This window comes from Enhydrobacter sp., from assembly GCF_030246845.1.
Taxonomy (GTDB): domain Bacteria; phylum Pseudomonadota; class Alphaproteobacteria; order Reyranellales; family Reyranellaceae; genus Reyranella.
The window spans coordinates 2,430,733-2,451,778 of sequence record NZ_CP126889.1 but is presented as its reverse complement, the minus strand read 5'-3'; the positions used below and the strand labels follow the sequence as shown (position 1 = coordinate 2,451,778).

Annotated in this window: 18 protein-coding genes and 1 pseudogene; 8 read left to right on the top strand and 11 right to left on the bottom strand. The window is 66.4% G+C overall.

Going from position 1 to position 21,046, the window contains the following annotated elements:
- The first annotated feature begins 26 nt into the window (after positions 1-26).
- Both OJF58_RS12290 and OJF58_RS12285 read left to right on the top strand, forming a co-directional pair.
- Positions 27-854 (top strand): S49 family peptidase, encoded by an 828-nt coding sequence (locus tag OJF58_RS12290; protein WP_300784679.1) that lies wholly within the window; start codon positions 27-29, stop codon positions 852-854.
- Between the two features lie 9 nt (positions 855-863).
- Positions 864-1,337: a ketosteroid isomerase gene (locus OJF58_RS12285; protein ID WP_300784677.1), complete on the top strand. Its 474-nt coding sequence runs from the start codon at positions 864-866 to the stop codon at positions 1,335-1,337.
- Here OJF58_RS12285 and sugE read toward each other — a convergent pair.
- The 3 genes from sugE to OJF58_RS12270 all read right to left on the bottom strand — a co-directional run bounded on the left by sugE (position 1,334) and on the right by OJF58_RS12270 (position 3,614).
- Entirely contained in the window at positions 1,334-1,654 is a 321-nt protein-coding gene (gene sugE, locus OJF58_RS12280) for a quaternary ammonium compound efflux SMR transporter SugE (RefSeq protein WP_300784675.1), read from the bottom strand. The two genes, OJF58_RS12285 and sugE, sit on opposite strands and share 4 nt — an antisense overlap.
- A gap of 139 nt (positions 1,655-1,793) precedes the next feature.
- Positions 1,794-2,729 carry an N-carbamoyl-D-amino-acid hydrolase gene (locus OJF58_RS12275; protein WP_300784673.1) on the bottom strand — a complete coding sequence of 312 codons (936 nt, stop codon included), beginning with the start codon at positions 2,727-2,729 and terminating at the stop codon, positions 1,794-1,796.
- A gap of 51 nt (positions 2,730-2,780) precedes the next feature.
- Complete coding sequence (locus OJF58_RS12270; protein WP_300784671.1) at positions 2,781-3,614, bottom strand: NAD(P)-dependent oxidoreductase; 834 nt, start codon at positions 3,612-3,614, stop codon at positions 2,781-2,783.
- Positions 3,615-3,784: 170 nt separating this feature from the next.
- On the opposite strand from OJF58_RS12270, the gene OJF58_RS12265 reads away from it, so the two are divergent.
- Complete coding sequence (locus tag OJF58_RS12265; RefSeq protein WP_300784670.1) at positions 3,785-5,917, top strand: adenylate/guanylate cyclase domain-containing protein; 2,133 nt, start codon at positions 3,785-3,787, stop codon at positions 5,915-5,917.
- Between the two features lie 7 nt (positions 5,918-5,924).
- Here OJF58_RS12265 and OJF58_RS12260 read toward each other — a convergent pair whose 3' ends face one another.
- The gene (locus tag OJF58_RS12260) at positions 5,925-7,154 is read right to left on the bottom strand and encodes a Zn-dependent hydrolase (RefSeq protein ID WP_300784669.1); all 1,230 of its coding nucleotides are present in this window, start codon (positions 7,152-7,154) and stop codon (positions 5,925-5,927) included.
- A gap of 117 nt (positions 7,155-7,271) precedes the next feature.
- Here OJF58_RS12260 and OJF58_RS12255 point away from each other — a divergent pair, with 117 nt between their 5' ends.
- Together OJF58_RS12255 and OJF58_RS12250 are read left to right on the top strand one after the other, a co-directional pair.
- Complete coding sequence (locus OJF58_RS12255) at positions 7,272-9,407, top strand: protein-disulfide reductase DsbD domain-containing protein (RefSeq protein WP_300784667.1); 2,136 nt, start codon at positions 7,272-7,274, stop codon at positions 9,405-9,407.
- Positions 9,408-9,416: 9 nt separating this feature from the next.
- Entirely contained in the window at positions 9,417-10,049 is a 633-nt protein-coding gene (locus OJF58_RS12250) for a redoxin domain-containing protein (RefSeq protein WP_300784666.1), read from the top strand.
- Between the two features lie 10 nt (positions 10,050-10,059).
- On the opposite strand, the gene OJF58_RS12245 is transcribed toward OJF58_RS12250, so the two are convergent.
- The 6 genes from OJF58_RS12245 to OJF58_RS12220 form a co-directional block, all read right to left on the bottom strand.
- Complete coding sequence (locus OJF58_RS12245) at positions 10,060-11,235, bottom strand: polysaccharide biosynthesis/export family protein (RefSeq protein WP_300784664.1); 1,176 nt, start codon at positions 11,233-11,235, stop codon at positions 10,060-10,062.
- A 104-nt stretch (positions 11,236-11,339) separates the two neighbouring features.
- Positions 11,340-12,428, bottom strand: a complete 1,089-nt coding sequence (locus OJF58_RS12240) for a sn-glycerol-3-phosphate import ATP-binding protein UgpC (RefSeq protein WP_300784662.1) — start codon at positions 12,426-12,428, stop codon at positions 11,340-11,342.
- 4 nt (positions 12,429-12,432) lie between these two features.
- A complete protein-coding gene (gene ugpE / locus OJF58_RS12235; RefSeq protein WP_300784660.1) occupies positions 12,433-13,284 on the bottom strand; it encodes a sn-glycerol-3-phosphate ABC transporter permease UgpE in 852 nt (283 codons plus the stop codon).
- The gene (gene ugpA / locus OJF58_RS12230; protein ID WP_300784658.1) at positions 13,284-14,165 is read right to left on the bottom strand and encodes a sn-glycerol-3-phosphate ABC transporter permease UgpA; all 882 of its coding nucleotides are present in this window, start codon (positions 14,163-14,165) and stop codon (positions 13,284-13,286) included. The genes ugpE and ugpA overlap by 1 nt, the downstream gene beginning before the upstream one ends.
- 83 nt (positions 14,166-14,248) lie before the next feature.
- The gene (ugpB, locus tag OJF58_RS12225) at positions 14,249-15,565 is read right to left on the bottom strand and encodes a sn-glycerol-3-phosphate ABC transporter substrate-binding protein UgpB (protein ID WP_300784656.1); all 1,317 of its coding nucleotides are present in this window, start codon (positions 15,563-15,565) and stop codon (positions 14,249-14,251) included.
- Positions 15,566-15,693: 128 nt separating this feature from the next.
- Positions 15,694-16,386, bottom strand: coding sequence for a glycerophosphodiester phosphodiesterase family protein (locus OJF58_RS12220; protein ID WP_300784653.1), 693 nt, complete (start codon positions 16,384-16,386; stop codon positions 15,694-15,696).
- Positions 16,387-16,438: 52 nt separating this feature from the next.
- Here OJF58_RS12220 and OJF58_RS12215 point away from each other — a divergent pair, with 52 nt between their 5' ends.
- Positions 16,439-17,203 carry an SDR family oxidoreductase gene (locus tag OJF58_RS12215; RefSeq protein WP_300784650.1) on the top strand — a complete coding sequence of 255 codons (765 nt, stop codon included), beginning with the start codon at positions 16,439-16,441 and terminating at the stop codon, positions 17,201-17,203.
- Positions 17,203-18,708 carry a sodium:proton antiporter gene (locus tag OJF58_RS12210; RefSeq protein ID WP_300784647.1) on the top strand — a complete coding sequence of 502 codons (1,506 nt, stop codon included), beginning with the start codon at positions 17,203-17,205 and terminating at the stop codon, positions 18,706-18,708. Before OJF58_RS12215 ends, OJF58_RS12210 begins: the two co-directional genes overlap by 1 nt.
- A 6-nt stretch (positions 18,709-18,714) precedes the next feature.
- Here OJF58_RS12210 and OJF58_RS12205 read toward each other — a convergent pair.
- A pseudogene (locus OJF58_RS12205) lies at positions 18,715-19,197 on the bottom strand (peroxiredoxin).
- Between the two features lie 137 nt (positions 19,198-19,334).
- Here OJF58_RS12205 and aliA point away from each other — a divergent pair.
- Entirely contained in the window at positions 19,335-20,999 is a 1,665-nt protein-coding gene (gene aliA, locus OJF58_RS12200) for a cyclohexanecarboxylate-CoA ligase (protein ID WP_300784641.1), read from the top strand.
- The last annotated feature ends 47 nt before the right edge of the window (positions 21,000-21,046 follow it).

Genomic DNA, 21,046 nt, shown 5'->3' with positions numbered 1-21,046 from the left:
GGCGCGGCACCGCGAGAGTGCCCGACATGCTGGAATGGATCAGGGATCGCCTGCGGCGCGGGCCGGCCGTGCCGGTTGTCCGCCTCGCCGGCGTCATCGTCTCGGCCCCCTTTCTGGGCTCGCGCGGCCTTTCAATCGAGACCGTCGCGCCGCTGCTCGCGCGCGCTTTCAACATGCGCGGGGCGAGGGCGGTGGCGCTCGCCATCAATTCGCCAGGGGGCTCGCCGGTGCAGTCCGCCCTCATCGCCCAGCGCATCCGCCTGCTCGCGCGCGAGAAGGACCTGCCGGTGATCGCCTTCGTCGAGGATGTGGCGGCTTCGGGCGGCTATTGGCTCGCCTGCGCCGCCGACGAGATCATCGTCGATCCGGCGTCGATCGTGGGCTCGATCGGCGTGATATCGGCCGGCTTCGGCTTCAAGGACCTGATCGCCCGGCTCGGCGTCGAACGCCGCGTGCATACGGCGGGCGAGCGCAAGTCAATGCTCGATCCGTTCCGGGAGGAGAGCCCCGAAGACGTCGAACGGCTGAGGCGGCTGCAGGCCGAGATCCATGACGGCTTCAAGGACTGGGTGCGCGAGCGGCGCGGCAGCCGGCTGAGTGGCGACGAGGCCATGCTCTTCTCGGGCGAGTTCTGGACCGGCCGGCGTGGTCTCGAGCTTGGCCTTGCCGACGGCCTCGGCGAACTGCGCGCGGTGCTGCAGGAACGCTACGGCGCCAAGGTCTACCTGCCCGTCGTCGCGCCGCGCCGGCGCCTGCTGCAGCGCTTCGGCCTCGGCGGCAGCCTGGAGCAGATCGGCTCTTCCACTCTGGCCGCGCTCGAGGAACGGTTCCACTGGCAACGTTTCGGACTGTAGGACCCCGCGATGAAACTCCTCGCTCCCGTCGATCCCGACGATCTTGCCGCCGTCCGCGCCTGGTTCGATATCCTGGCAAGGCACTGCCGGGCGGTCGACTACGAGGGCGCGCGACCCATCTTCGCCGAGGACATGATCGCCTTCGGCACCTTCACCGACTTCATGCACGGCCGCGGTCCTGCCGAGCAACAGCAATGGCGCAATGTCTGGGGCACCATCCGCAACTTCCGCTACGATCTCGACAAGGTCGAGGCCATCGTCTCGGCCGATCGGCTGACTGCGGTCGGCATGGCGGTGTGGCAGTCGGACGGCTTTCATCCCAACGGCGATCGCTTCGACCGGCCGGGCCGCACGACGGTGGTGCTGGGCCGGCACAGGATCGGCGATCCCTTCGTCGCGACCCACACGCACATGTCGCTGTTCCGCGGCACGCCGGATCGCAGCTACGGTCACTTCGCACCGTCGCCGGTCGAGCCGGCCTAAACGGTGCTCGTCAGCTTGAGGCCGATGATGCCCGCGACGATCAGGCCGATCGAGGCAAGCCGAGCCCAGTCCGTCGCCTCGCCGAACAGGAAGATGCCGAGAATCGCCGTGCCGACGGCGCCGATTCCGGTCCATACCGCATAGCCCGTGCCGACCGGCAGCGTCTTGAGCGCGATACCGAGCAGGATCACGCTCACGACCATCGATATGCCAGTGAGGATCGACGGCGCGAGGCGCGTGAAACCGTCAGTGTATTTCAGGCCAACTGCCCAACCGATCTCACAGAGACCAGCAATCGCCAGAATGAACCAGGCCATGGGACGCACCCTCGTATTAGGCCGGGTCGTCCCGACGCCTGCCCCATGATCAAGCGAGGTCGTCCCCGCGGGGTCGCACGCTGACATAGGAAGCAAGGAGGAGTCGCGCAAGACAGTGCGGCTGCGCGGCTCCGGCCCGTCAGGCGGGATCTGCCGCCCCCTTGCGTTCGACGATCAGGCGGTACTGATCGGGCTGGCGATGGACGGCAAAGTTGAAGGTCGTCGTCTTGTAGCTCCGGCCGGCATCGAGATCACAGCGATGCACGATCAGCTCGTCGGCCGTGCCGGCCGCCCGCGCCACCACCTTGCCGGAGGGGGCCACGATCATGCTGTCGGCGAGCGACGGCACGCCTTCTTCCGTACCGCCCTTGGCGACGCCAACGACCCAGGTGCCGTTCTGGTAGGCGCCAGCCTGCATGGAAAGCTGGTTGTGGAACCAGGAATGCTCGTCATGATCGGGCGCGGGCGCATTGTGCAGCGGTGTGTTGTAGCCCAGCATCACCATCTCGACATTCTGCAGGCCCATCACGCGATAGGTCTCGGGCCAGCGCCGGTCGTTGCAGATGCACATGCCCATGTTGCCGCCGAAGGCCCTGACGACGGGAAAGCCGAGATTGCCGACCTCGAAGTAGCGCTTCTCCAGGTGCTGGAACGGCCGCTCCGGCTCGTGCCCGGCATGACCGGGCAGATGGATCTTGCGGTACTTGCCGACGATGCGTCCGTCGGGCTCGACCAGGATCGCCGTATTGAAGCGGCGCACCCTTCCGCCCTCGTTGGCAAGCTCGGCATAGCCCATGGAGAAGCCGAGTCCCAGGCGCTTGGCCTCGGTGAAAAGCGGCGCCGTCTCGTTCGACGGCATCTCCTTCTCGAAGAAGGAATCGATTTCCGCCTGATCGGTCATCCACCAGCGCGGGAAGAAGGTCGTGAGCGTGAGCTCGGGAAAGACCACGAGATCGCAACCCATGCGCCTGGCCTCGCCCAGGTGCGCCACCATGCGCTCCACGACATCGCGCCGGGTGTGGCGGCGCTCGATGGGCCCCATCTGCGCCGCCCCGACTGTCAGAAATCGACTCATGCCAACCCTCCGGGAGCCGATTATCGCCACCGAAGGTCGGCGATCCAAGGCCTATGGCCCTGCACGCTTCACGTCGTTGGTGAACTCCGCCGAGCAGAACGTGCCGCCCTGGAAGAGATCACCGACGGGATCGGGACCGATCTTCGCCTGCTCGGCCTCGGCATGGGCGCGGAATGCCTCGGCCTTGCCGGTCGGACGATAGCCGAGCTTGTGGGCGCGCGAGTTGTCCCACCAGGTCGCCGCGTTGTCCGACGCGCCATAGAGTATCTCGAAACGGACCTGGGGATGATCGAGCCCGATCCGGATCAGCTGCACGAGGTCCTCCGGCGAGATCCAGATCGAGAGCCGTCGCACGTCGAGCGGCCGCGGACCGACATTGCCGATCCTGAGACAGGTGACGGCAATGCCATGCTTGTCCGAGTAGAGCGCGCCCAGAGCCTCGCCGAACGCCTTGCTGACGCCGTAGCGGCTGTCCGGCCGTACCGTGACGTCGGTGCCGATCTTCTTTCGGCGCGGATAGAAGCCGACGGCATGATTGGAGGAGGCGAACACGATCCGCTTCACACCGGCCTGCCGCGCCGCTTCGAAAAGGTTATAGCAGCCGACGATGTTGGCCTGCAGGACCGCGTCCCACGGACCCTCGGTGGAATGGCCACCGAAATGGAGGACGCTGTGTGCGCCCTCTACTGCTTTCGCCACCTCATCCGGCCTGGTGAGGTCGGCGGAGACGAAGGTCTCGTCCGGCCGCAGGTTGCCAGGCTTGACGCGATCGCTCAACACCAGACCCGGATAGGCCGCGGCCAGCAGCGGGCGGACCATCGTGCCGATGCCGCCTGCAGCGCCTGTGAAGACGATGCGCCGCGACCTCTCCAGAGCGTCGGGCATATGTTCCTCCTTGTTCTTGTTCGTTGTTCTTGCGCATCGCGTTGTAACGCCCGCATCGGGCGCGGGCGATAGAGATGACTGCATGTCTGGAACCATCCTCGGCACGGACAGGCGATGGTGCAGGCATCGGTTGGCGCTGCGGCGACAGTGCAAACCTCTATAATGGTCGCATGGGGACGGCCGATTTCCGCGGTATCGAACGGAAGCCGCGGTGGGGACTTGCAGCGAAGCTGCTGGTCGTCCTGATTCTGCTCGGTGCGGTCGCCGTCCTGGTCACGAGCGTGCTGGGCTACGTGCAGGCTCGTGACGCTCTCGAAGAGACGATCTTCAAGCAGCTCACGGCAGCCCGACGGACCAAGGCGCGGCAGGTCGAGGACTACTTCCGCACGATTCGCAACGAACTGCAGGTCCTCGCCGCCTCCAAGATGGTGGTCGACGCCACGCGTGATTTTCACTCGGCGTTCGAGGAACTCGAGCACAGGCCGATGCCCGACGGCCTGCGGGCCAGGCTGGAGGACTGGTACGCCAAGCACTACCTGCCCGACGTCGGCCGCCTTCTTGGTCACGATGTTCGGCTGGAAGACTATTTGCCGGTCGGACCGGCGGCGACCTATCTGCAGTATCACTATATCGTCGCCAACGGATATCCGGCCGCGGAGCGCAAGCTGCTCGATGATGCCGGGGACGGCAGCCGATACAGCGCGCTCCACGCAATCTACCACCCCTTGCTGCGACGAGCAGGGGCTGCTCTCGGCTTCTTCGATTTCCTGCTGGCCGACGCAGCAACCGGACGGTTGATCTACGGCATGGTCAAGGAGGTCGACTTCACGACCTCGCTGCGGATCGGCCCCTATCGCAGGAGCAATATCGCAGCCGCTGTCGCCCAATGTGCTGCCGCACCCGATCCTTCGATCACGTGCCTGGTCGATTTCGCGACCTATCTGCCCTCCAGCGGTCAGCCGATCGCGTTCATGGCCGCGCCGGTGATCGACCAGGGCGCGGTGATCGGCGTACTGGTCGCCCAACTGTCGATCGAGGAGATCGACCGGGTCGTGACCGGCAACCGGCACTGGCGCGAAGAAGGGTTCGGGAGCACCGGCGAAGCCTACATTGTCGGTCCGAGCTTCCTCGTGCGCTCCGGCGCGCGGCTCTTCTATGAAGATCGCGACGCTTATTTTGCCGCCGAGACGGCGGCCGGCACACCCGTCGCGGAGCTGGACGCGATCCGCCGCAACGGCTCTCCCGTCCTGCATCAGCGGATCGACAACCAGGCCACCCGTGCCGCTCTGGCCGGACTGGAAGGCGCCGGACAGATCATCGGTGTTCGCGGCAAGCCGTCGCTCGATTCGTGGGGTCCGCTCTCCATCCCGGGTGTGAAGTGGGCCCTCGTCGCCAAGATCGAGCGCGACGAAGCGTTCGCCCCGATCTATCGGCTGCAACGCGACCTGGCAATCGTCGGAGCGCTGGCGCTCGTGGTGGTGCTGGGGATCGGCGCCTGGCTCTCGCACTCCCTGACGACTCCCTTGCGTCGGCTCACGGCCGGCGTGAAGCGCTTCGCTGCCGGCGATCATGACGCGAAGGTCGAGGTGCGCACCCGAGACGAGATCGGCCAGCTTTGCACGGCCTTCAACAGCATGGTCGACGACATTTCGGCCAAGAACGCCGTGATCGAGAGCAAGAACCGGGAGAATGAAGAGCTTCTGCTCAATGTCCTGCCAGCGCCGATCGCGAACCGGCTGCGCGGCGGCGAGCACAGCATCGCCGACGGCTTCGCCGAAGTCACTGTCGCCTTCGCCGATCTCGTGGGATTCACCGCGCTTACCTCCGACATGCCGCCCCAGCACGTCGTGACGCTGCTCAACGGGCTCTTTTCGCGCTTCGATACGGCGGCACAGGAGCTCGGCATCGAGAAGATCAAGACGGTCGGCGACGCCTATATGGCCGTGTGCGGCCTGCCGAGCCCGGTCGAAAATCATGCCGAGCGCATGGTCCGGATGGCGATTCGCATGATCCATATCACCCGTGAGCACGCCCTCGAGAACAGGGTGTCGATGAAGCTGCGCGTGGGGGTGAACAGCGGACCGGTCGTGGCCGGCGTCATCGGCAAGAGCAAGTACATCTACGACCTGTGGGGAGACACGGTGAATCTCGCCAGTCGCATGGAGGCCGGCGGCATTCCCGATTCGATCCAGGTGACCCAGGCGGTCTACGAACGGCTGAAGGATCAGTTCGCTTTCGAGCCTCGTGGTCCCATAGAGGTCAAGGGCAAGGGGACTGTCGAAGCCTGGTTGCTGCGGCTGTAGGAAAGACTCAGCCGCCTTCCGCCACGTCCAGCAGCAGATTCAGGAGCACCTGTGCGCCGGCGATCAGGTCGGCGGGCTCGGTATGTTCCTTGACGTTGTGCGAAAGCCCCGCGACCGACGGGACGAAGATCATCGCCGCGGGACAAAGCCGCTGCATCATCTGGGCGTCGTGGCCTGCCCCCGACGGCATGCGGCGCGTATCGAGGGAAAGCGTCCGCGCATGATGCTCGACGCGATCCACCAGCGCCGAATCGAAGATTACCGGCTCGAAGCGGGCCAGCACTTTGGTCTCGACCTCGAGGCGCTCCTCGCCCGCGACCTCGGCGACGTGTGCGGCCACGCGTGCCTCTGCTTCCCTGAGCCGCTGCTCGTCCGTGTTGCGCAGGTCGAGCGTGAAGACCGCGCGATTGGGGACGACGTTGATCAGATTCGGCCGCAAGGACAGTGCGCCCACCGTCGCCACCTGATGGCCGCCCATCTCCCGGGCGAGCTTGCGGGCAAAGAGATTGACCGAGGCGGCGAGATAGCCCGCGTCGCGGCGCAGGCGCATCGGCGTGGTCCCGGCATGATTGGAGACGCCGGTGACCGTGTATTCGGTCCAGGAGATGCCCTGCACGCTTTCCACGACGCCGATCCGGACCTTCTCCTCGTCGAGGAGGGGACCTTGCTCGATGTGCAGCTCGATGAAGGCATGCGGCCTGATCGCGCCGGGCCTGGCCGCACCGAGATAGCCGATACGGCGCAACTCGTCGCCGACCGAGACGCCGTCCTTGTCCGCGGCGGCGTAGGCCTCGTTGAGGCCGAGGCCGCCCGCATATACCAGGCTTCCCATCATGTCGGGCTGGAAGCGCGCGCCCTCCTCGTTGGTGAAGAAGGCGACGGCGATCGGCCGGCGCGTCGTAATCCTTGCCGTATTCAGGGCGCGTATCACCTCGAGGCCCGCCAGCACGCCGTAATTGCCGTCGTAGCGGCCACCGGTGCGGACGGTGTCGATGTGGCTGCCGGTCATGACCGGCGGCAGGTCCTCGCGGCCGGCGCGCAGGCCGACGACATTGCCGATGGCGTCGACGCGGACCTCGAGCCCCAGGGCCTTCATCCAGCGGACAACAAGATCGCGCCCGGCCTTGTCCTCGTCGCTCAGCGCCAGGCGCGCGCAGCCGCCGCCCTCGATCGCGCCGATCCGCGCCAGCTTGTCCAGGGCCGCCAGAAGGCTCTCGCCGTCGACTGTAGGGACCATTGTTTCCTCAACGAAACCAAGACCTTAGTCGACGGGTGCGGCAGAGGCAAAAGATCACGACGCCTTGATCCGGATTGCCTTGCCAGCGCCACCGCCGCAGATCACTTAATAAGCCCCATGTCGCGTCTTCTGGCCTTCCTCGTTTCGATCCTGCTCGCGTTGCCGGCCGCGGCGCAATCCGTCGTGACGACGGACAATGTGCGCGCCGAGCTCGTGTCCGAAGTGGCGCAAGTGAAGCCGGGCGAGCCGTTCTGGGTCGGCCTGCGCGAGACCATCCGGCCGCATTGGCACACCTACTGGAAGAATCCCGGCGATGCCGGCCAGCCGACCGACATCAGGTGGAAGCTGCCCGCCGGCGTCGGCGCGGGGCCCGTCGTCTGGCCGGCGCCGACCAAGATCGACGTGGGCGGTGTCGTCAACTACGGCTTCGAAGGCGACATCCTGCTTCTGGTGAAGATCACGCCCCCGGCCGATTTCGCCGGCTCGACGCTGTCGCTGGCCGCTGATGCGAACTGGCTGGTCTGCAGCGACGTCTGCATTCCCGAGGAAGGCCGGTTCGATCTCACGCTTCCGGTCGGGACCGCCGCCATCCCCGCAGATCCCGCGACCAGGGCGCTGTTCGACGCGGCGCGGCGCCAGGTACCGACGGAGAGTCCCTGGCCGGCGCGCTTCGGCCTCGCGGCATCGGGCGATCCGGTCCTCGTCGTCGACGCCAGGGGCCTGAAGCCCGACACGATCCGCGACGTCTATTTCTTCCCCGCCGAGTGGGGCCCGGTCGCCAACATGGCGAAGCAGACGGCGCATGTCACCGCGGACGGCATTCGTATCCCGCTGAAGAAGGGGGATGCCAAGGCCGCGGCGCCGCAGCAGATCGCCGGAACCTTGACGCTCAACGAGAAGACCGGCGACGGCGAACACCGTCAGGCGTTCGACATCGTAGCCAGGCTCGACCCGGCTGTTACCGCAGGCACCGCACCGCCCGCAGAGTCGGGGGAAGGCGAAGCCCTGTCGCTTTGGCAAGCGCTCGCTTTCGCCCTGCTGGGCGGCCTGATCCTGAATCTCATGCCCTGCGTCTTTCCGGTGCTGGCGATGAAGGCCGCGTCGTTCGTTCGCCTGGCCGGTCATTCGCGCGGCGAGATCCGGCGTGACGGCATCGCCTATACAGCGGGCGTGCTGGCATCGTTTTCCCTGATGGCCGCGACCGTGCTGGCGATCCGTAGCAGCTTCGGCGAGGTGAGCTGGGGCTTCCAGTTCCAGTCGCCGATCTTCTCGTTGCTGATCGCCTATCTCTTCTTCGTCGTCGGACTCAACCTGTCGGGCGTATTCGAGGTGGGTGGACGCCTTGCCGGCGTGGGCCAGGGGCTGGCCGGGCGCGGCGGCATAATCGGCGCCTTCTTCACCGGCGTTCTGGCGGTCATCGTGGCCACACCCTGCACGGCGCCGTTCATGGCGGCCGCACTGGGCTTTGCCCTGAGCCAGCCCGCACCGCAGACCGTCGGCGTTCTGCTGGCGATGGGCTTTGGGCTCGCGCTCCCCTATCTTGCACTCACCTTCATGCCCGCCCTGCAGCGCCTGATGCCGCGCCCGGGGGCATGGATGGACCGGCTGCGCCAGTTGCTTGCCTTTCCGATGTACGCGTCGGCCGTATGGATGGTCTGGGTGCTGACCCAGCAGACCGGTGCGGACGGCGTGCTCTATGCGCTGGGCGGCATGGTCCTGATCGCCTTCGCCCTCTGGCTGTTGCGGCTCGGTGCCCCTGCTTCGCCCGCCATCTGGTTGCATCGCGGCATCGCCACGACCGCTGTCCTGCTGGCCTTCGCTGCCGCGCTCAAGCTCGAGGACCGGCCGGCCACGGCTGCTTCGGCTTCCAGTGGGCCGGCCGCCGGCGTCAGCTTCGACGGCTGGGAGCGTTTTTCGCGCAGTCGCCTCGCCGAGGCCGTTGCCGCGCGCAAGCCGGTGTTCGTCGATTTCACCGCCGCCTGGTGCATCACCTGCCTGGTCAATGAGCGCGTCGCGCTGGAGACGGCCGCCACGCGGCGCGCTTTCGAGCAGACCGGCACGGTGAAGCTGAAGGGCGACTGGACCAACCGCGATCCCGAGATCACGGCGACGCTGAAAGAGCACGGCAGGGCCGGCGTGCCGCTCTATCTCTATTGGGCGCCCGGCGCGGACCGGCCGAAGATCCTGCCCCAGATCCTCACCGAAGCGTCGGTCGTCGCGACGCTCACCTCGAACCAGCAGGCCCAGCGATAGGAGGCGACCGTGCCGAACATTGCAGTTCCCCGCCGTGCATTGCTGTTGGGAAGCACCGCTCTTGTACTGGCGCCGATTGCAGCGCGGGCCGCGGCGGAGCTCGGCAGACCCGCACCGCCCTTCACGGCGACAGACAGCAACGGCAAGAGCTGGTCGCTGGCAGACCTTCGCGGGAAGATCGTGGTGCTGGAGACGACCAACCACGAGTGCCCCTATGTCGGCAAGCACTACCGGTCGGGCAACATGCAAGCCCAGCAGCGCGAGGCGGCGGCCGAGGGCGTGGTCTGGCTCACCGTGGCGTCGTCTGCGCCGGGCAAGCAGGGCTACGTGACGGCCGCGCGGGCCAACGAGCTCACCGTGACGCGCCACGCTGGGCCCGCGGCCGTGCTGCTCGATCCGGACAGCAGGATCGCGCACGCCTATGGCGCCACCGTCACGTCGCACATGTACGTGATCGATGCCTCGGGCATGCTGGCCTACAAGGGCGGCATCGATTCCATTCCCTCGGCCGATATCGACGACATTCCGCGCGCCAAGCAGTATGTGCGCGCCGCACTTGCCGAGCTGCAGGCCGGCAAGCCCGTCACCGACGCCTCGACACGCCCCTACGGCTGCAGCCTGAAATACGCCGACAGCGCCTGAGGCGGCCGGGTTAGAAGTTGACCGCCGGTATGACCGACCCCCTGGCCACACCGACGATGACGGCGGTCCGGTAGAGCGACTCGAGGACTTTGTCGTATTCGCGCAGCGGCGCGTTGGCGACGAAGATCACGTCCCTCGGCTGCACGCCGAATTGCTGTGCCACGAACATCGACACAGGCTGCATGAAGTCGAGCCGGAAGATACGGGCGCGCGCGTGCGGATTGTCCTGGACGTCGCCCAGCCGGAAAACATAGAGGCCGGTCTTGTTGGCGCGCAGATCGAGCAGGCCCTGCGCCTCGCCGAGTGCATCGGCCAGGCTCATGTTCGGCTTGGTCACCGGCACGTTGCCCGCCTTGCCGACGGCGCCCAGCACCGTGACCACCTGCGAGTTGGGCCGGACCACGATCTCGTCCCCTTTCTCGAGCGCGATGTCGGCACCGGCCAGAAGCTCGGAGAGCTGCTTGGCCAGGACCACCCGCCCCTCGCGACGGACCACGACCTCGACCTGGGATGGCCCGCCTGGCGGTGGCGGCGGCTGGTCGGCCAAAGCCTCCACGTTGGCCGGCGTGGCGGCCGCTTGCGCCGCCCCGGGCGGGGTCACGCCGCCGGCGCGGTTGATGGCATCGACGACCGTGCGCAAGCCCTCGCCCATCGACAGACGGCCGGGGTTCCTCACGTTGCCCGACACCATGACGGTGTTGGTGCGGTCGGCGACGAACTCGGCGATCACCTGCGGTTGCTTCGCCTTGCCCGCCAGGCGGGTCTCGATCTCGCGTTCGATCTGACGCAGATCGAGGCCTGCGACCCTGACCGTGCCGACAAACGGCACCTCGATCGTGCCGGCCGGGCTGACGATCTGGTTGCCGAGATCGGAGGCAACGGGATTGCTGACCGTCGGGAAGATGCCGCCCGCATAGCGCTCGAAAATCCGCACCCGCAGAACGTCGCCCGGCGAGGCGGTGAGGCGCTTGCCCGCGGACAGGCTCTCGGTGGCCGAGCTGGCGTTGCCCGTCGACGAGCGATAGGCGACGACCGTGGTCGGGGTGAGATCGATGACGTCGAACGGAAATGCCTCGGTGCTGCCGGCCTTGGCGCCGTTCATCCAGGGGCCGTCACCGGGAACGGCCTGGCAGCCGGCAATGACGGCGCCAAGCCCCAGGACCCCCAGCCAGGTCCGAATCGTCAATCCATAGCTCCGTCGCGAAAGTCGGGACTCCGCCATCGGCCCCTCTTACCGTCAGGGCGCGGAACCGACGAGTCCTTTGTATCCTGCCGCGATGCGACCTGGCGTCAGGCGTCGGCCAGCCGCCGACCGCTTTGCGGGTCGAAGAGATGCACCTGGCCGGGATCGATCGAGAAGCGGCGCTTTTCGCCCGGCTGGGCCAGCACGTGGCCGTCCTGCCTGACCGTCACCAGCTCCCGCGCGACGGCGAAGCGGCCGTGCAGCAGGGTGTCCGCGCCCAGCGGCTCGGCGAGCTCGATCTCGAGTTCCAGCGGACCGTCGGCGTCGGGCTGCAGGTGCTCGGGCCGCAGCCCCACTGCCACCGCCGTGCCTGCGGACGCGGCGGGCGGGCGTCCGAGCGGCAGGACATGCCGCCCCGGGCCGGCTCCCGCGAGCTCGACGGTGCGGCCGCCTTCGCCGACCTTGGCGGCGAGGAAGTTCATGGCCGGCGATCCGATGAAGCCCGCGACGAACACCGACGAGGGCCGCTCGTAGACCTCCATCGGCGTGCCGATCTGGTCGGCGACGCCGGCATTCATCACGATCAGCCGGTCGGCGAGCGTCATCGCTTCGACCTGGTCATGGGTGACGTAGACCGATGTGACGCCCAGCTCCCGCTGCAGGCGCTTGATCTCGAGCCGCATCTGCACGCGCAGCTTGGCATCGAGGTTGGAAAGCGGCTCGTCGAACAGGAAGACCGCCGGCTCGCGGACGATGGCGCGGCCCATGGCGACGCGCTGACGCTGGCCGCCGGAGAGCTGGCGCGGCCGGCGATCGAGCAGCTTGTCCAGTTCCAGCGTCCTCGCCGCCTTGCGCACGCGCGCATCGATGTCGTCCTTGGAAAGCCGCCGGATCTTGAGCCCGTAAGCCATGTTCTCGTACACGCTCATATGCGGATAGAGCGCATAGTTCTGGAACACCATGGCGATGTCGCGGTCCTTGGGCTCGAGCTCGTTGACGACACGCTCGCCAATCGCCACTTCGCCGGCCGTGATCCGTTCGAGACCCGCGATCATGCGCAGCAAGGTCGACTTGCCGCAGCCCGAGGGCCCGACGATGACGATGAACTCGCCGTCGGCGATCTCCATGTCGATGCCGTGGATGACCTCGAGCTTGTCGTAGCTTTTCTTGACGCCGCGCAGATGGACTTGCGCCATGGGGCTACTTCTCCGTTTCGACGAGGCCGCGCACGAACAGGCGCTGCATGAACATCACCACCAGGACCGGCGGCAGCATGGCCAGCATCGCCATGGCCATCAGCAAGTTCCATGACGGCGTGGCGTCCACCACGTTGGCCTGGCGCGAGACGTTCATCACGATGGTGTAGAAGCTCTCCTGCGTCGTGATGAGCAGCGGCCAGAGATACTGGTTCCAGCCGTAGATGAACTGGATGACGAACAGCGCCGCGATCGACGTGCGGCTCATCGGCAGCAGGATGTCCCAGAAGAAGCGCATCGGCGAGGCGCCGTCGACGCGCGCCGCCTCGGTGAGCTCGTCGGGAACGCTGAGGAAGAACTGGCGGAACAGGAAGGTCGCGGTCGCCGAGGCGATCACCGGGATGATGAGGCCGGAATACGAATTGAGCATGCCGAGCCGCGCCACGACGCCGTAGGTCGGCACGATGCGCACTTCCACCGGCAGCATCAGGGTGACGAAGATCATCCAGAAGAAGGTCATCCGCAGCGGAAAGCGGAAATAGACGATGGCGAAGGCGGAGATGATCGAGATCAGGATCTTCCCGATCGCCACGCCGAGCGCCATGATGAGGCTGTTGGTGAGCGTGACGTAGAGCGGGACGGTGCCGGGCCGGCTCTTGTAGCCTTCGAGCAGCACGTCCCGGTAATTCTCGATCAGATGCGTGCCGGGCAATAGCGGCACCGGCGATTGCAGCATCGTGACCTGGTCGTGGGTCGACGCGACGAAGGTCATCCAGACCGGGAAGGCGATGATGACCGCCCCCACGATCACGATGAGATGCCGGACAAATGTGAGCCAGGGCCGGTTCTCGACCATCAGTAGTGCACCCGGCGCTCGATGAAGCGGAACTGCACGAAGGTGAGCAGAATCATCAGTGCCATCAGGATCACCGACTGCGCCGAGGAACCGCCCAGATCCTGGCCGCGGAACCCGTCGTTCCAGACCTTGTAGACGAGGATGTTGGTGGCCTGGCCCGGCCCGCCCTGGGTCAGCGAGGCGATCACGCCGAAAGTGCCGATGAGCGCATAGAGCGTGTTGATGACCAGCAGGAAGAAGCCCGTCGGCGACAGCAGCGGGAAGGTGATGTCCCAGAACCGCCGCGCCGGACCCGCGCCATCAATGGCGGCCGCCTCGATCAGCGATCTGGGGATCGACTGCAGACCGGCGAGAAAGAACAGGAAATTGTAGCTCAACTGACTCCAGACCGAGGCGATCACCACCAGCAGAAGGGCCTGATCGCCGTTCATGACGTAGTTGAAGTCGACGCCGATCCCGTGGAGCAGCCAGACGACGATGCCGACCGAGGGATTGAACAGGAAGCCCCACAGCACGCCGGCAACGGCCGGCGCCACGGCGTAGGGCCAGATCAGGATCGTCTTGTAGATCGCAGCACCGCGCACGATCCGATCGGCCATGACGGCGAGCAGGAGCGACACCGCCAGGCCGATCGACGCAACGAGGGCGGTGAAGATCAGCGTGAGCCGCACCGAATCGTAGTAGTTCGGGTCGGTGAGCAGACTGGTGAAATTGGCGAACCAGACGAACTTGGAGTTCCCGCCGAACGCATCCTCGACCAGCACCGACTGCCACATCGCCTGGGCGGACGGCCAGAAGAAGAAGATCAGTGTGATGATCATCTGCGGCGCCACCAGAAGATAGGGCAGCCACCGCTCGTTGAAGACGACGCGCTTTTCCATGCGGGCGCTGTGAGCCTTTGGAGCCCCTCACCCGGCCTCTCCCCCATCACGGGGGAGAGGAGCACGAGGGGACGTCCCGACCTTTACTTGTTCGCCGCGTCGAACTTGCGTAGCAATTCGTTGCCGCGCTTGACCGCCTCGTCGAGGGCGGACTTGGCATCCTTCTTGCCCGACCACACGGCCTCGAGCTCCTCGTCCTCGACGTCGCGGATCTGCACGAAGTTGCCGATGCGCAGCCCCCTCGAGTTCGCGGTCGGCGGATTGAGGGTGAGTTCCTTCACGGCGACGTCGCGGCCCGGGAACTTCTTGTAGAAGCCCGATTCCTGGGTGAGCTTGTACGCTGCGAGGGTGATCGGAACGTAACCCGTCTCCTGGTGCCATTTGGCCTGCACCGGCGGGCTCGACAGGAAGTTGAGGAATTTGGCCACGCCCTTGTACTCCGCCTTGGGCCGGCCCTTCAGGACCCAGAGCGTCGCGCCGCCAATGATCGAGTTCTGCGGCTTGGCGATGACGTCGGGCGAGTAGGGCATCATGCCGATGCCGACATTCTCGGCGCCCAGCGCTTTCTGGATGGCCGAAGCCGAGCCCGACGAGGCGATGTGCATGGCGCACTCGCCCGAGGTGAACAGCGCCGTAGACTTGCCCTCGCGGCCGCCATAGACCATGCGCTTGTCCTTGACCCAGTCGGCCAGCATCCCGATGAACTTGATGCGCGCGGGGTCATTGAACTTGAGCTCGATGTCGGTGCCGCCGAAGCCGTTCTCCTTGGTGGCGAAGGGCAGATTGTGCCAGGCGCCGTAATTCTCGATCAGGGTCCACGTCTGCCATTGCGGCGTGAACCCGCACTTGACGCCCGAGGCGACCAGCTTCTTGCCGTCCTCGCCCACCTCTTCCCAGGTCACCGGCGCCTTGTCGGGATCGAGGCCCGCCTTCTTGAACTCCTCCTTGTTCCAGTAGAAGACCGGCGTGGACGAGTTGAACGGCATCGAAAGCAGCTTGCCGTCGGTCGTCGAGTAGTAGGAGTAGACCGGCCCGATGAACGACTTGGGATCGAACGGCTCCTTCTCGTCCGCCATGAGCTGGTAGACCGGATAGACCGCGCCCTTGGCCGCCATCATGCTGGCCGTGCCGACCTCGAACACCTGCACGATGTCCGGCCCCTGCTTGGCGCGGAAGGCCGCGACGGCGGCGGTCAGGGTCTCCGTGTAGGAACCCTTGTAGACCGGGATTACCTTGTAGTCCTTCTGCGAGCTGTTGAACTGCTCGGCCAGCGCATTGACCGTCTCGCCCAGGTTGCCGCCCATGGCGTGCCACCACTGGATTTCGGTCTGTGCGGCGGCGCCCTGCGCGCTCGCCAGGACGGCGACGGCGGCAACGGACGACAGCAGAATACGTGACATGATCTCGATACCTCCCAAAAGGGCCCCATCCCTGTATCGACGGGGCATGAGACTGCGATGTGTCTGATTTGTTTCAGTCTTGTGACAGTCCACCAAGACTGCTGTGCGAACGCAACCCCCAAAATGCATCAATCCAGCGCTGCGACGATGGCGTCCGGCGTATCGGTGATGACGCACTGCGCGCCCATGCCGACGAGCGCTTTCGCCACATCGCCGTTGTTGATCGTATAGACACCGAGCAGATAGCCCGCCTTGCGCACTTCGACCGCGCGCGGCGCCGTCAGCTTCTTGCCGTTGGCATTGACGCCGACGGCGGTCACGGCTTCGGCACGACCGCGCCAATCGTCCTCCAGCACGTCGATCAGGATGGCCCGCGCGAATTCGGGCGCCGTCTCGCGGGCGGCCACAAGGGACGCGTCCTTGAAGCTCGAAAGCAGGGGCGCCGGCAGGGCAGCCGGCCAGCGCCGCCGCAAGACCTCGACGACGACGCGGGCGGTCTCCGCTTCGCGGCCCTCGCAGGGCTTGATCTCGACATTGCAGCCGAGACCCAGCTCGCGCAGGCAGTCGATGGCCGCCTCGAACGTCGGCACGCCCTGCGGCAGATCGCCCGCTTTCGTTTGGGCCACCAGCCGGTCGACCCCTGTCGTCCGTTTGAGCGAGGCATCATGCATCAGGATCGGCACGCCGTCGGCGGTCAGCTTGACGTCGGTCTCGACCCAGGTCGCCCCGCGGCGCCTGGCCTCGCGGAAGGAGTCCAGCGTGTTTTCCGCGGCATAGGCGGCCGCGCCGCGATGGCCGATCACTTTGGGCAGTTGCAGCATTCCCCCGTCCAACGCTAATTCGGGCGAGCCCAATAGCCGACTGTGCCGCCCCATGTCGACCTTTCCCGATCAGTTCCGCCTCGACGGCCGCACCGCCCTGGTGACCGGCTCCGCTCGTGGCCTGGGCTGGGAGATGGCGCGCGGTCTCGCCGAGGCCGGCGCGCGCGTGCTGCTGCATGGCCGGTCGGCCGATCGCCTGGAACCACGCCTTGCCGAGCTGCGGGCAGCCGGCTTCGACGCGGAGGGACTCGCCTTCGACATGGCCGACCGGGAAGCGATGCGCGAGGCCATCGCCGGGGCCAGCCGGATTGACGTCCTGGTGCACAATGTGGGCGAGCGCGATCGACGGCTCTTCACCGAGATCACTTCGGAGGATTTCGCCCGCCTGGTCGATATCGATCTCTCGGCCGCCCATGCCCTCGTCAAGGTGGTCGTCCCGGCGATGCTGGATCAGGGATGGGGACGGCTGATCCTGGTCGCCTCGATCGTGGCCGACCTCGCCGTCCCGGGCGCGGTGTCGTATGTCGCGGCAAAGGGCGGGCTCACGGCGCTGGCCCGCGCGCTGGCGGCCGAGCTCGGCGCCACGGGCATCACTGCCAACGCCCTCTCGCCCGGCTTCTTCGCAACCGAGACCAACGCCCGGCTGATCGCCTCGCCGCAAGGCGAGAAGCAGCGCGATCGCTGTCCCGCGAAGCGCTGGGCGGATCCGAAGGAAATCGCCGGGGCGGCGATCTTCCTCGCCTCGCCCGCCGCGTCCTACGTCAATGGCCACACTCTGGTCGTCGATGGCGGCGTGTCCGCCACCTATCTCGCCTGATGCACGGCTTCGAATCGACCCGCGACGCGGTGAGCCAGGGCCTGGTCGCCGTCATCCTGGTGGCGGTGTTCGCTGGCCTCGCGGCTGACCGCGTGCACCGCGTGCTGGTGCCGATCGGCGCCGTGGCGCTCGTCTGGCTGATCTCCTACTTCACGCCGTTCAGGCTGGTCTCCTTCGAGACGGCGATGGCGGCCATCGACCTCAACGTCATCCTGCTGCTGTTCTCGATGATGGCACTGGTGGGCGTGCTCAAGACCACCAATGTCTTTCCCTGGGCGGTCGACCGGCTGCTCGAACGATCGCGCGGCAATCCCAGCCGGGCGGCGCGGCTCATCATCTGGTTCACCGGCGTCCTGTCGGCCATCCTCGACAACGTCACGACGGTGATCTTCGCCTATCCCATGGCGGCCGAGATGGCGCGCCGGCTTCGCATCGACGGCTCGGCCTTTTTCCTGCCCATGGTGATGGCGGCCAATATCGGCGGCACGGCGACGCTGATCGGCGATCCGCCCAACGTGCTGATCGGCGCCGACCCGCGCAGCGGGCTTTCCTTCATGGATTTCATCGACAACCTCACCGTGCCCTGCACGGCGATGATGGTGGTGCTGGTCTGGTTCAGCCGGCGCTACTACGGTCCCGACATCGGCCCGAGAGCCGACCGCGACCACGACGCTGCCGCGACGCCGACCGGCGCCCGGCTCACCAATGTGCCCCTGCTGCGCACCACTTGCTGGGTGACCGCGGCGATCTTCGCCGGCTTCATGACCCATTCGCTGACCGGGATGCCGGTATCGGTGCCGGCGGTGATCGGCATCGCCGTCATCCTGTTCGCCCAGGACTACTACTACCTGCGCGAGCACCGGCCGACGCCGGACGAGCGTCAGCATGGTGTGCTGGCGATCCTGGAGAAGGACATCGAGTGGCCGACGCTCGCTTTCTTTCTCTTCCTGTTCGTGCTGGTGGGTGCGGCCGTCGCGACCGGGCTGATCGACTCGCTGGCCCTTGGGCTGGGATGGGCGATCGAGGCGATCGGCAACGGTCTGGGGCTCTCGCCGCAGGCTACGCTGCTGGTTGCCGCCCTGGTCGTGCTCTGGGTGTCGGGCTTCCTGTCGGCGGTGATCGACAACATCCCTTACACCGCCGTCACCATCCCGCTGATCGCGAGCCTCCTGCAGAAGCTCGACGCCGGGCCGCAGGGCCAGGTGCTGTGGTGGGCCTTGGCGCTGGGGGCGTGCCTGGGCGGCAACGGCACCCTGATCGGCGCCTCGGCGAACGTCACCGTCACCGGCCTCGCCGAGAAGGACGGCAAGCGCATCTCCTTCAACGAGTTTACCGCCTTCGGCGCCCGCGTGACCGCGATCACGCTGTTGATATCGTCGGCCTATATCGCGCTGTGGCTCTATGTCGGATCGGCGATCGTGAACGCCGTCGGCGCCGGAGCGCTCGTCCTGATGGCGGCACTGCCGCGCCTTCTCAGGAAGAGCGCTCCGGCCCCGAAGGCCTGACCCGCCTCAGAGGTGCTTGAGCACGTTCTCGGCCGTCGAGACCTCGAAAGCGCCCGGCTTCTCCACGAACAGGTCCTTGATGATCCCGCCCTCGACGATCATGGCGTAGCGCTGGCTGCGCGTGCCGAGACCGTTGCGGGAGGCATCGAGGGTGAGCCCCATGGCGTGGGTGAACTCGGCATTGCCGTCCGACAGCATCAGGATCTTGTCGCCGACCTTCTGGTCCTTGCCCCAGGCACCCATCACGAACGGGTCGTTGACTGCGATACAGGCCACCGTATCCACGCCCTTCGCCTTGATCGCGTCGACGTTGGCCAGAAAACCTGGCACATGCTTGGCGCTTCAAGTCGGGGTGAAGGCCCCCGGGAGCGCGAAGGCCACGACCTTCTTGCCGGCCGCGAACAGTTCCTCGGTGGAGACGGGCTTGGGTCCCTCGGGCCCCATGGTGCGCAATGTCGCGCTGGGCACCTTGTCGCCGACTTTCGCCATAGGCAGCACTCCCTTGGTTCGCTTTCTCGGAATCGCCTTCTCGAAATCTATGAAAGCCTCCGGTCCTTGTCTATCGGATCGGTTCGGCCGACCATCCGCGAAGAACAGCCTGAAAAGGCAAGGCAAGGGAGGAAGCCATGGAGTTCGATGCCGTCCTCTTTCCGCCGCGTCGCGCGGCGATGGTCGAAAAGGGATTCTGGCGGGACCGCACGATCAACGACGACCTCGACGACTGTCTGAAACAACGGCCGGACAAGGAGGCCGTCACCGCCATTTCGATCGATCGAGGCGAAACGCGGCGGCTTACGTATCGCGAACTCGCGCGCCTTTCGGATCGCCTCGCCGCCAGCCTTGCGAGGCTCGGAGTCGAGCGCAACGACGTGGTCTCCGCCCAGTTGCCGAACTGGTGGGAGTTCACGGTCGCCTATCTTGCCTGCGCGCGGACCGGTGCGGTGTTCAATCCGCTGATGCCGATCTTCCGCGAGCGCGAGCTCGGCTTCATGCTGAAGCACGCACGGAGCAAGGTCGTGATCGTGCCCAAGCGATTCCGCGGCCATGACTACGAGTCGATGATCGGTGCTCTTCGGCCCGCCCTGCCGGATCTGCGGCACGTGCTGGTCATCGGCGGCAAGGGCGACAGCGATTTCGGCGCGCTGCTGCAAGGGAATCCGGACGAAACGACCGACGCACGGGCCGTCCCGGCGTTGAGGCGGCCGGCGCCGGACGAGATCACCGAGATCATCTACACATCGGGCACCACGGGCGAGCCGAAAGGCGTGATGCATTCCTCGAACTCGCTCACGGCCAATATCATCCCCTATGCCGAACGTCTTCATCTCGGCGCCGGCGACGTCGTTTTGATGGCCTCGCCGATGGCGCACCAGACGGGCTTCCTGTACGGCCTCTTCATGCCGATCACGCTGGGCGCCCGGGCCGTGCTGCAGGACATCTGGGATCCCCGCAAGGCCGTGGAAACCATCCGCCACGAGGGCGCCACCTTCACCATGGCCTCCACGCCCTTCCTGACCGACCTCGCCAACGTGGTGGCGGAAACGGGTCTGGCCGTACCGACGCTCAGGACTTTCCTCTGCGCCGGCGCGCCGATTCCCGGGCCGCTCGTCGAGCGGGCACGCAAGACGCTCGGCACCAAGATCGTATCGGCCTGGGGCATGACCGAGAACGGCGCGGCGACCCTCATCAAGCCCGAGGACGACGACGAGCGCGCCTTCAACACCTGCGGCTGTCCGCTGCCCGGCGTCGAGCTGCGCGTCGTCGATTCCGACGGCACGCCGCTGCCCAACGGCACCAGCGGCCGGCTCCTGATCCGCGCCTGCTCCAACTTCGGCGGCTATCTCCACCGCCCGCACCTCAATGGCACGGATGCCGACGACTGGTTCGACACCGGCGACCTCGCCTCGATCGACGACCGCGGCTACGTCAGGATCGACGGCCGGTCGAAGGACGTGATCATCCGCGGCGGCGAGAATATCCCGGTCGTGGAGATCGAGGCGTTGCTCTACAAGCACCCGGCCGTCGCACAGGCCGCGATCGTCGCCTATCCCGACGAGCGCCTCGGCGAGCGCGCCTGCGCGGTGATCGTGACCAAGCCCGGCCAGTCAATCGATTTCGCAGAAATGGTCGATTTCCTGAAAGCGCAGAAGGTCGCGCTGCAATACATCCCCGAGCGCCTGATGGCGCTCGACCAGATGCCCTCGACCCCGTCGGGAAAGATCCAGAAGTTCAAGCTGCGCGAGATCGTGAAGGATGGCCTTTCATCGATCCAGGCCGCAGCCGACGGCTGAGTCCACGATCGGGATAGAAGGATTGCGCCACCGGAGTGCGGCGGCTT

Excerpts from the sequence above, each read along its gene's own strand:
- OJF58_RS12275 (WP_300784673.1), bottom strand. The coding sequence starts at position 2,729 with ATGAGTCGATTTCTGACAGTCGGGGCGGCGCAGATGGGGCCCATCGAG.
- OJF58_RS12215 (WP_300784650.1), top strand. The coding sequence starts at position 16,439 with ATGTCGACCTTTCCCGATCAGTTCCGCCTCGACGGCCGCACCGCCCTG.
- OJF58_RS12285 (WP_300784677.1), top strand. The coding sequence starts at position 864 with ATGAAACTCCTCGCTCCCGTCGATCCCGACGATCTTGCCGCCGTCCGC.
- ugpA (WP_300784658.1), bottom strand. The coding sequence starts at position 14,165 with ATGGAAAAGCGCGTCGTCTTCAACGAGCGGTGGCTGCCCTATCTTCTG.
- OJF58_RS12240 (WP_300784662.1), bottom strand. The coding sequence starts at position 12,428 with ATGGCGCAAGTCCATCTGCGCGGCGTCAAGAAAAGCTACGACAAGCTC.
- OJF58_RS12270 (WP_300784671.1), bottom strand. The coding sequence starts at position 3,614 with ATGCCCGACGCTCTGGAGAGGTCGCGGCGCATCGTCTTCACAGGCGCT.
- ugpE (WP_300784660.1), bottom strand. The coding sequence starts at position 13,284 with ATGGTCGAGAACCGGCCCTGGCTCACATTTGTCCGGCATCTCATCGTG.
- OJF58_RS12255 (WP_300784667.1), top strand. The coding sequence starts at position 7,272 with ATGTCGCGTCTTCTGGCCTTCCTCGTTTCGATCCTGCTCGCGTTGCCG.
- OJF58_RS12265 (WP_300784670.1), top strand. The coding sequence starts at position 3,785 with ATGGGGACGGCCGATTTCCGCGGTATCGAACGGAAGCCGCGGTGGGGA.
- aliA (WP_300784641.1), top strand. The coding sequence starts at position 19,335 with ATGGAGTTCGATGCCGTCCTCTTTCCGCCGCGTCGCGCGGCGATGGTC.
- OJF58_RS12210 (WP_300784647.1), top strand. The coding sequence starts at position 17,203 with ATGCACGGCTTCGAATCGACCCGCGACGCGGTGAGCCAGGGCCTGGTC.
- sugE (WP_300784675.1), bottom strand. The coding sequence starts at position 1,654 with ATGGCCTGGTTCATTCTGGCGATTGCTGGTCTCTGTGAGATCGGTTGG.
- OJF58_RS12220 (WP_300784653.1), bottom strand. The coding sequence starts at position 16,386 with ATGCTGCAACTGCCCAAAGTGATCGGCCATCGCGGCGCGGCCGCCTAT.
- OJF58_RS12290 (WP_300784679.1), top strand. The coding sequence starts at position 27 with ATGCTGGAATGGATCAGGGATCGCCTGCGGCGCGGGCCGGCCGTGCCG.
- OJF58_RS12260 (WP_300784669.1), bottom strand. The coding sequence starts at position 7,154 with ATGGTCCCTACAGTCGACGGCGAGAGCCTTCTGGCGGCCCTGGACAAG.
- ugpB (WP_300784656.1), bottom strand. The coding sequence starts at position 15,565 with ATGTCACGTATTCTGCTGTCGTCCGTTGCCGCCGTCGCCGTCCTGGCG.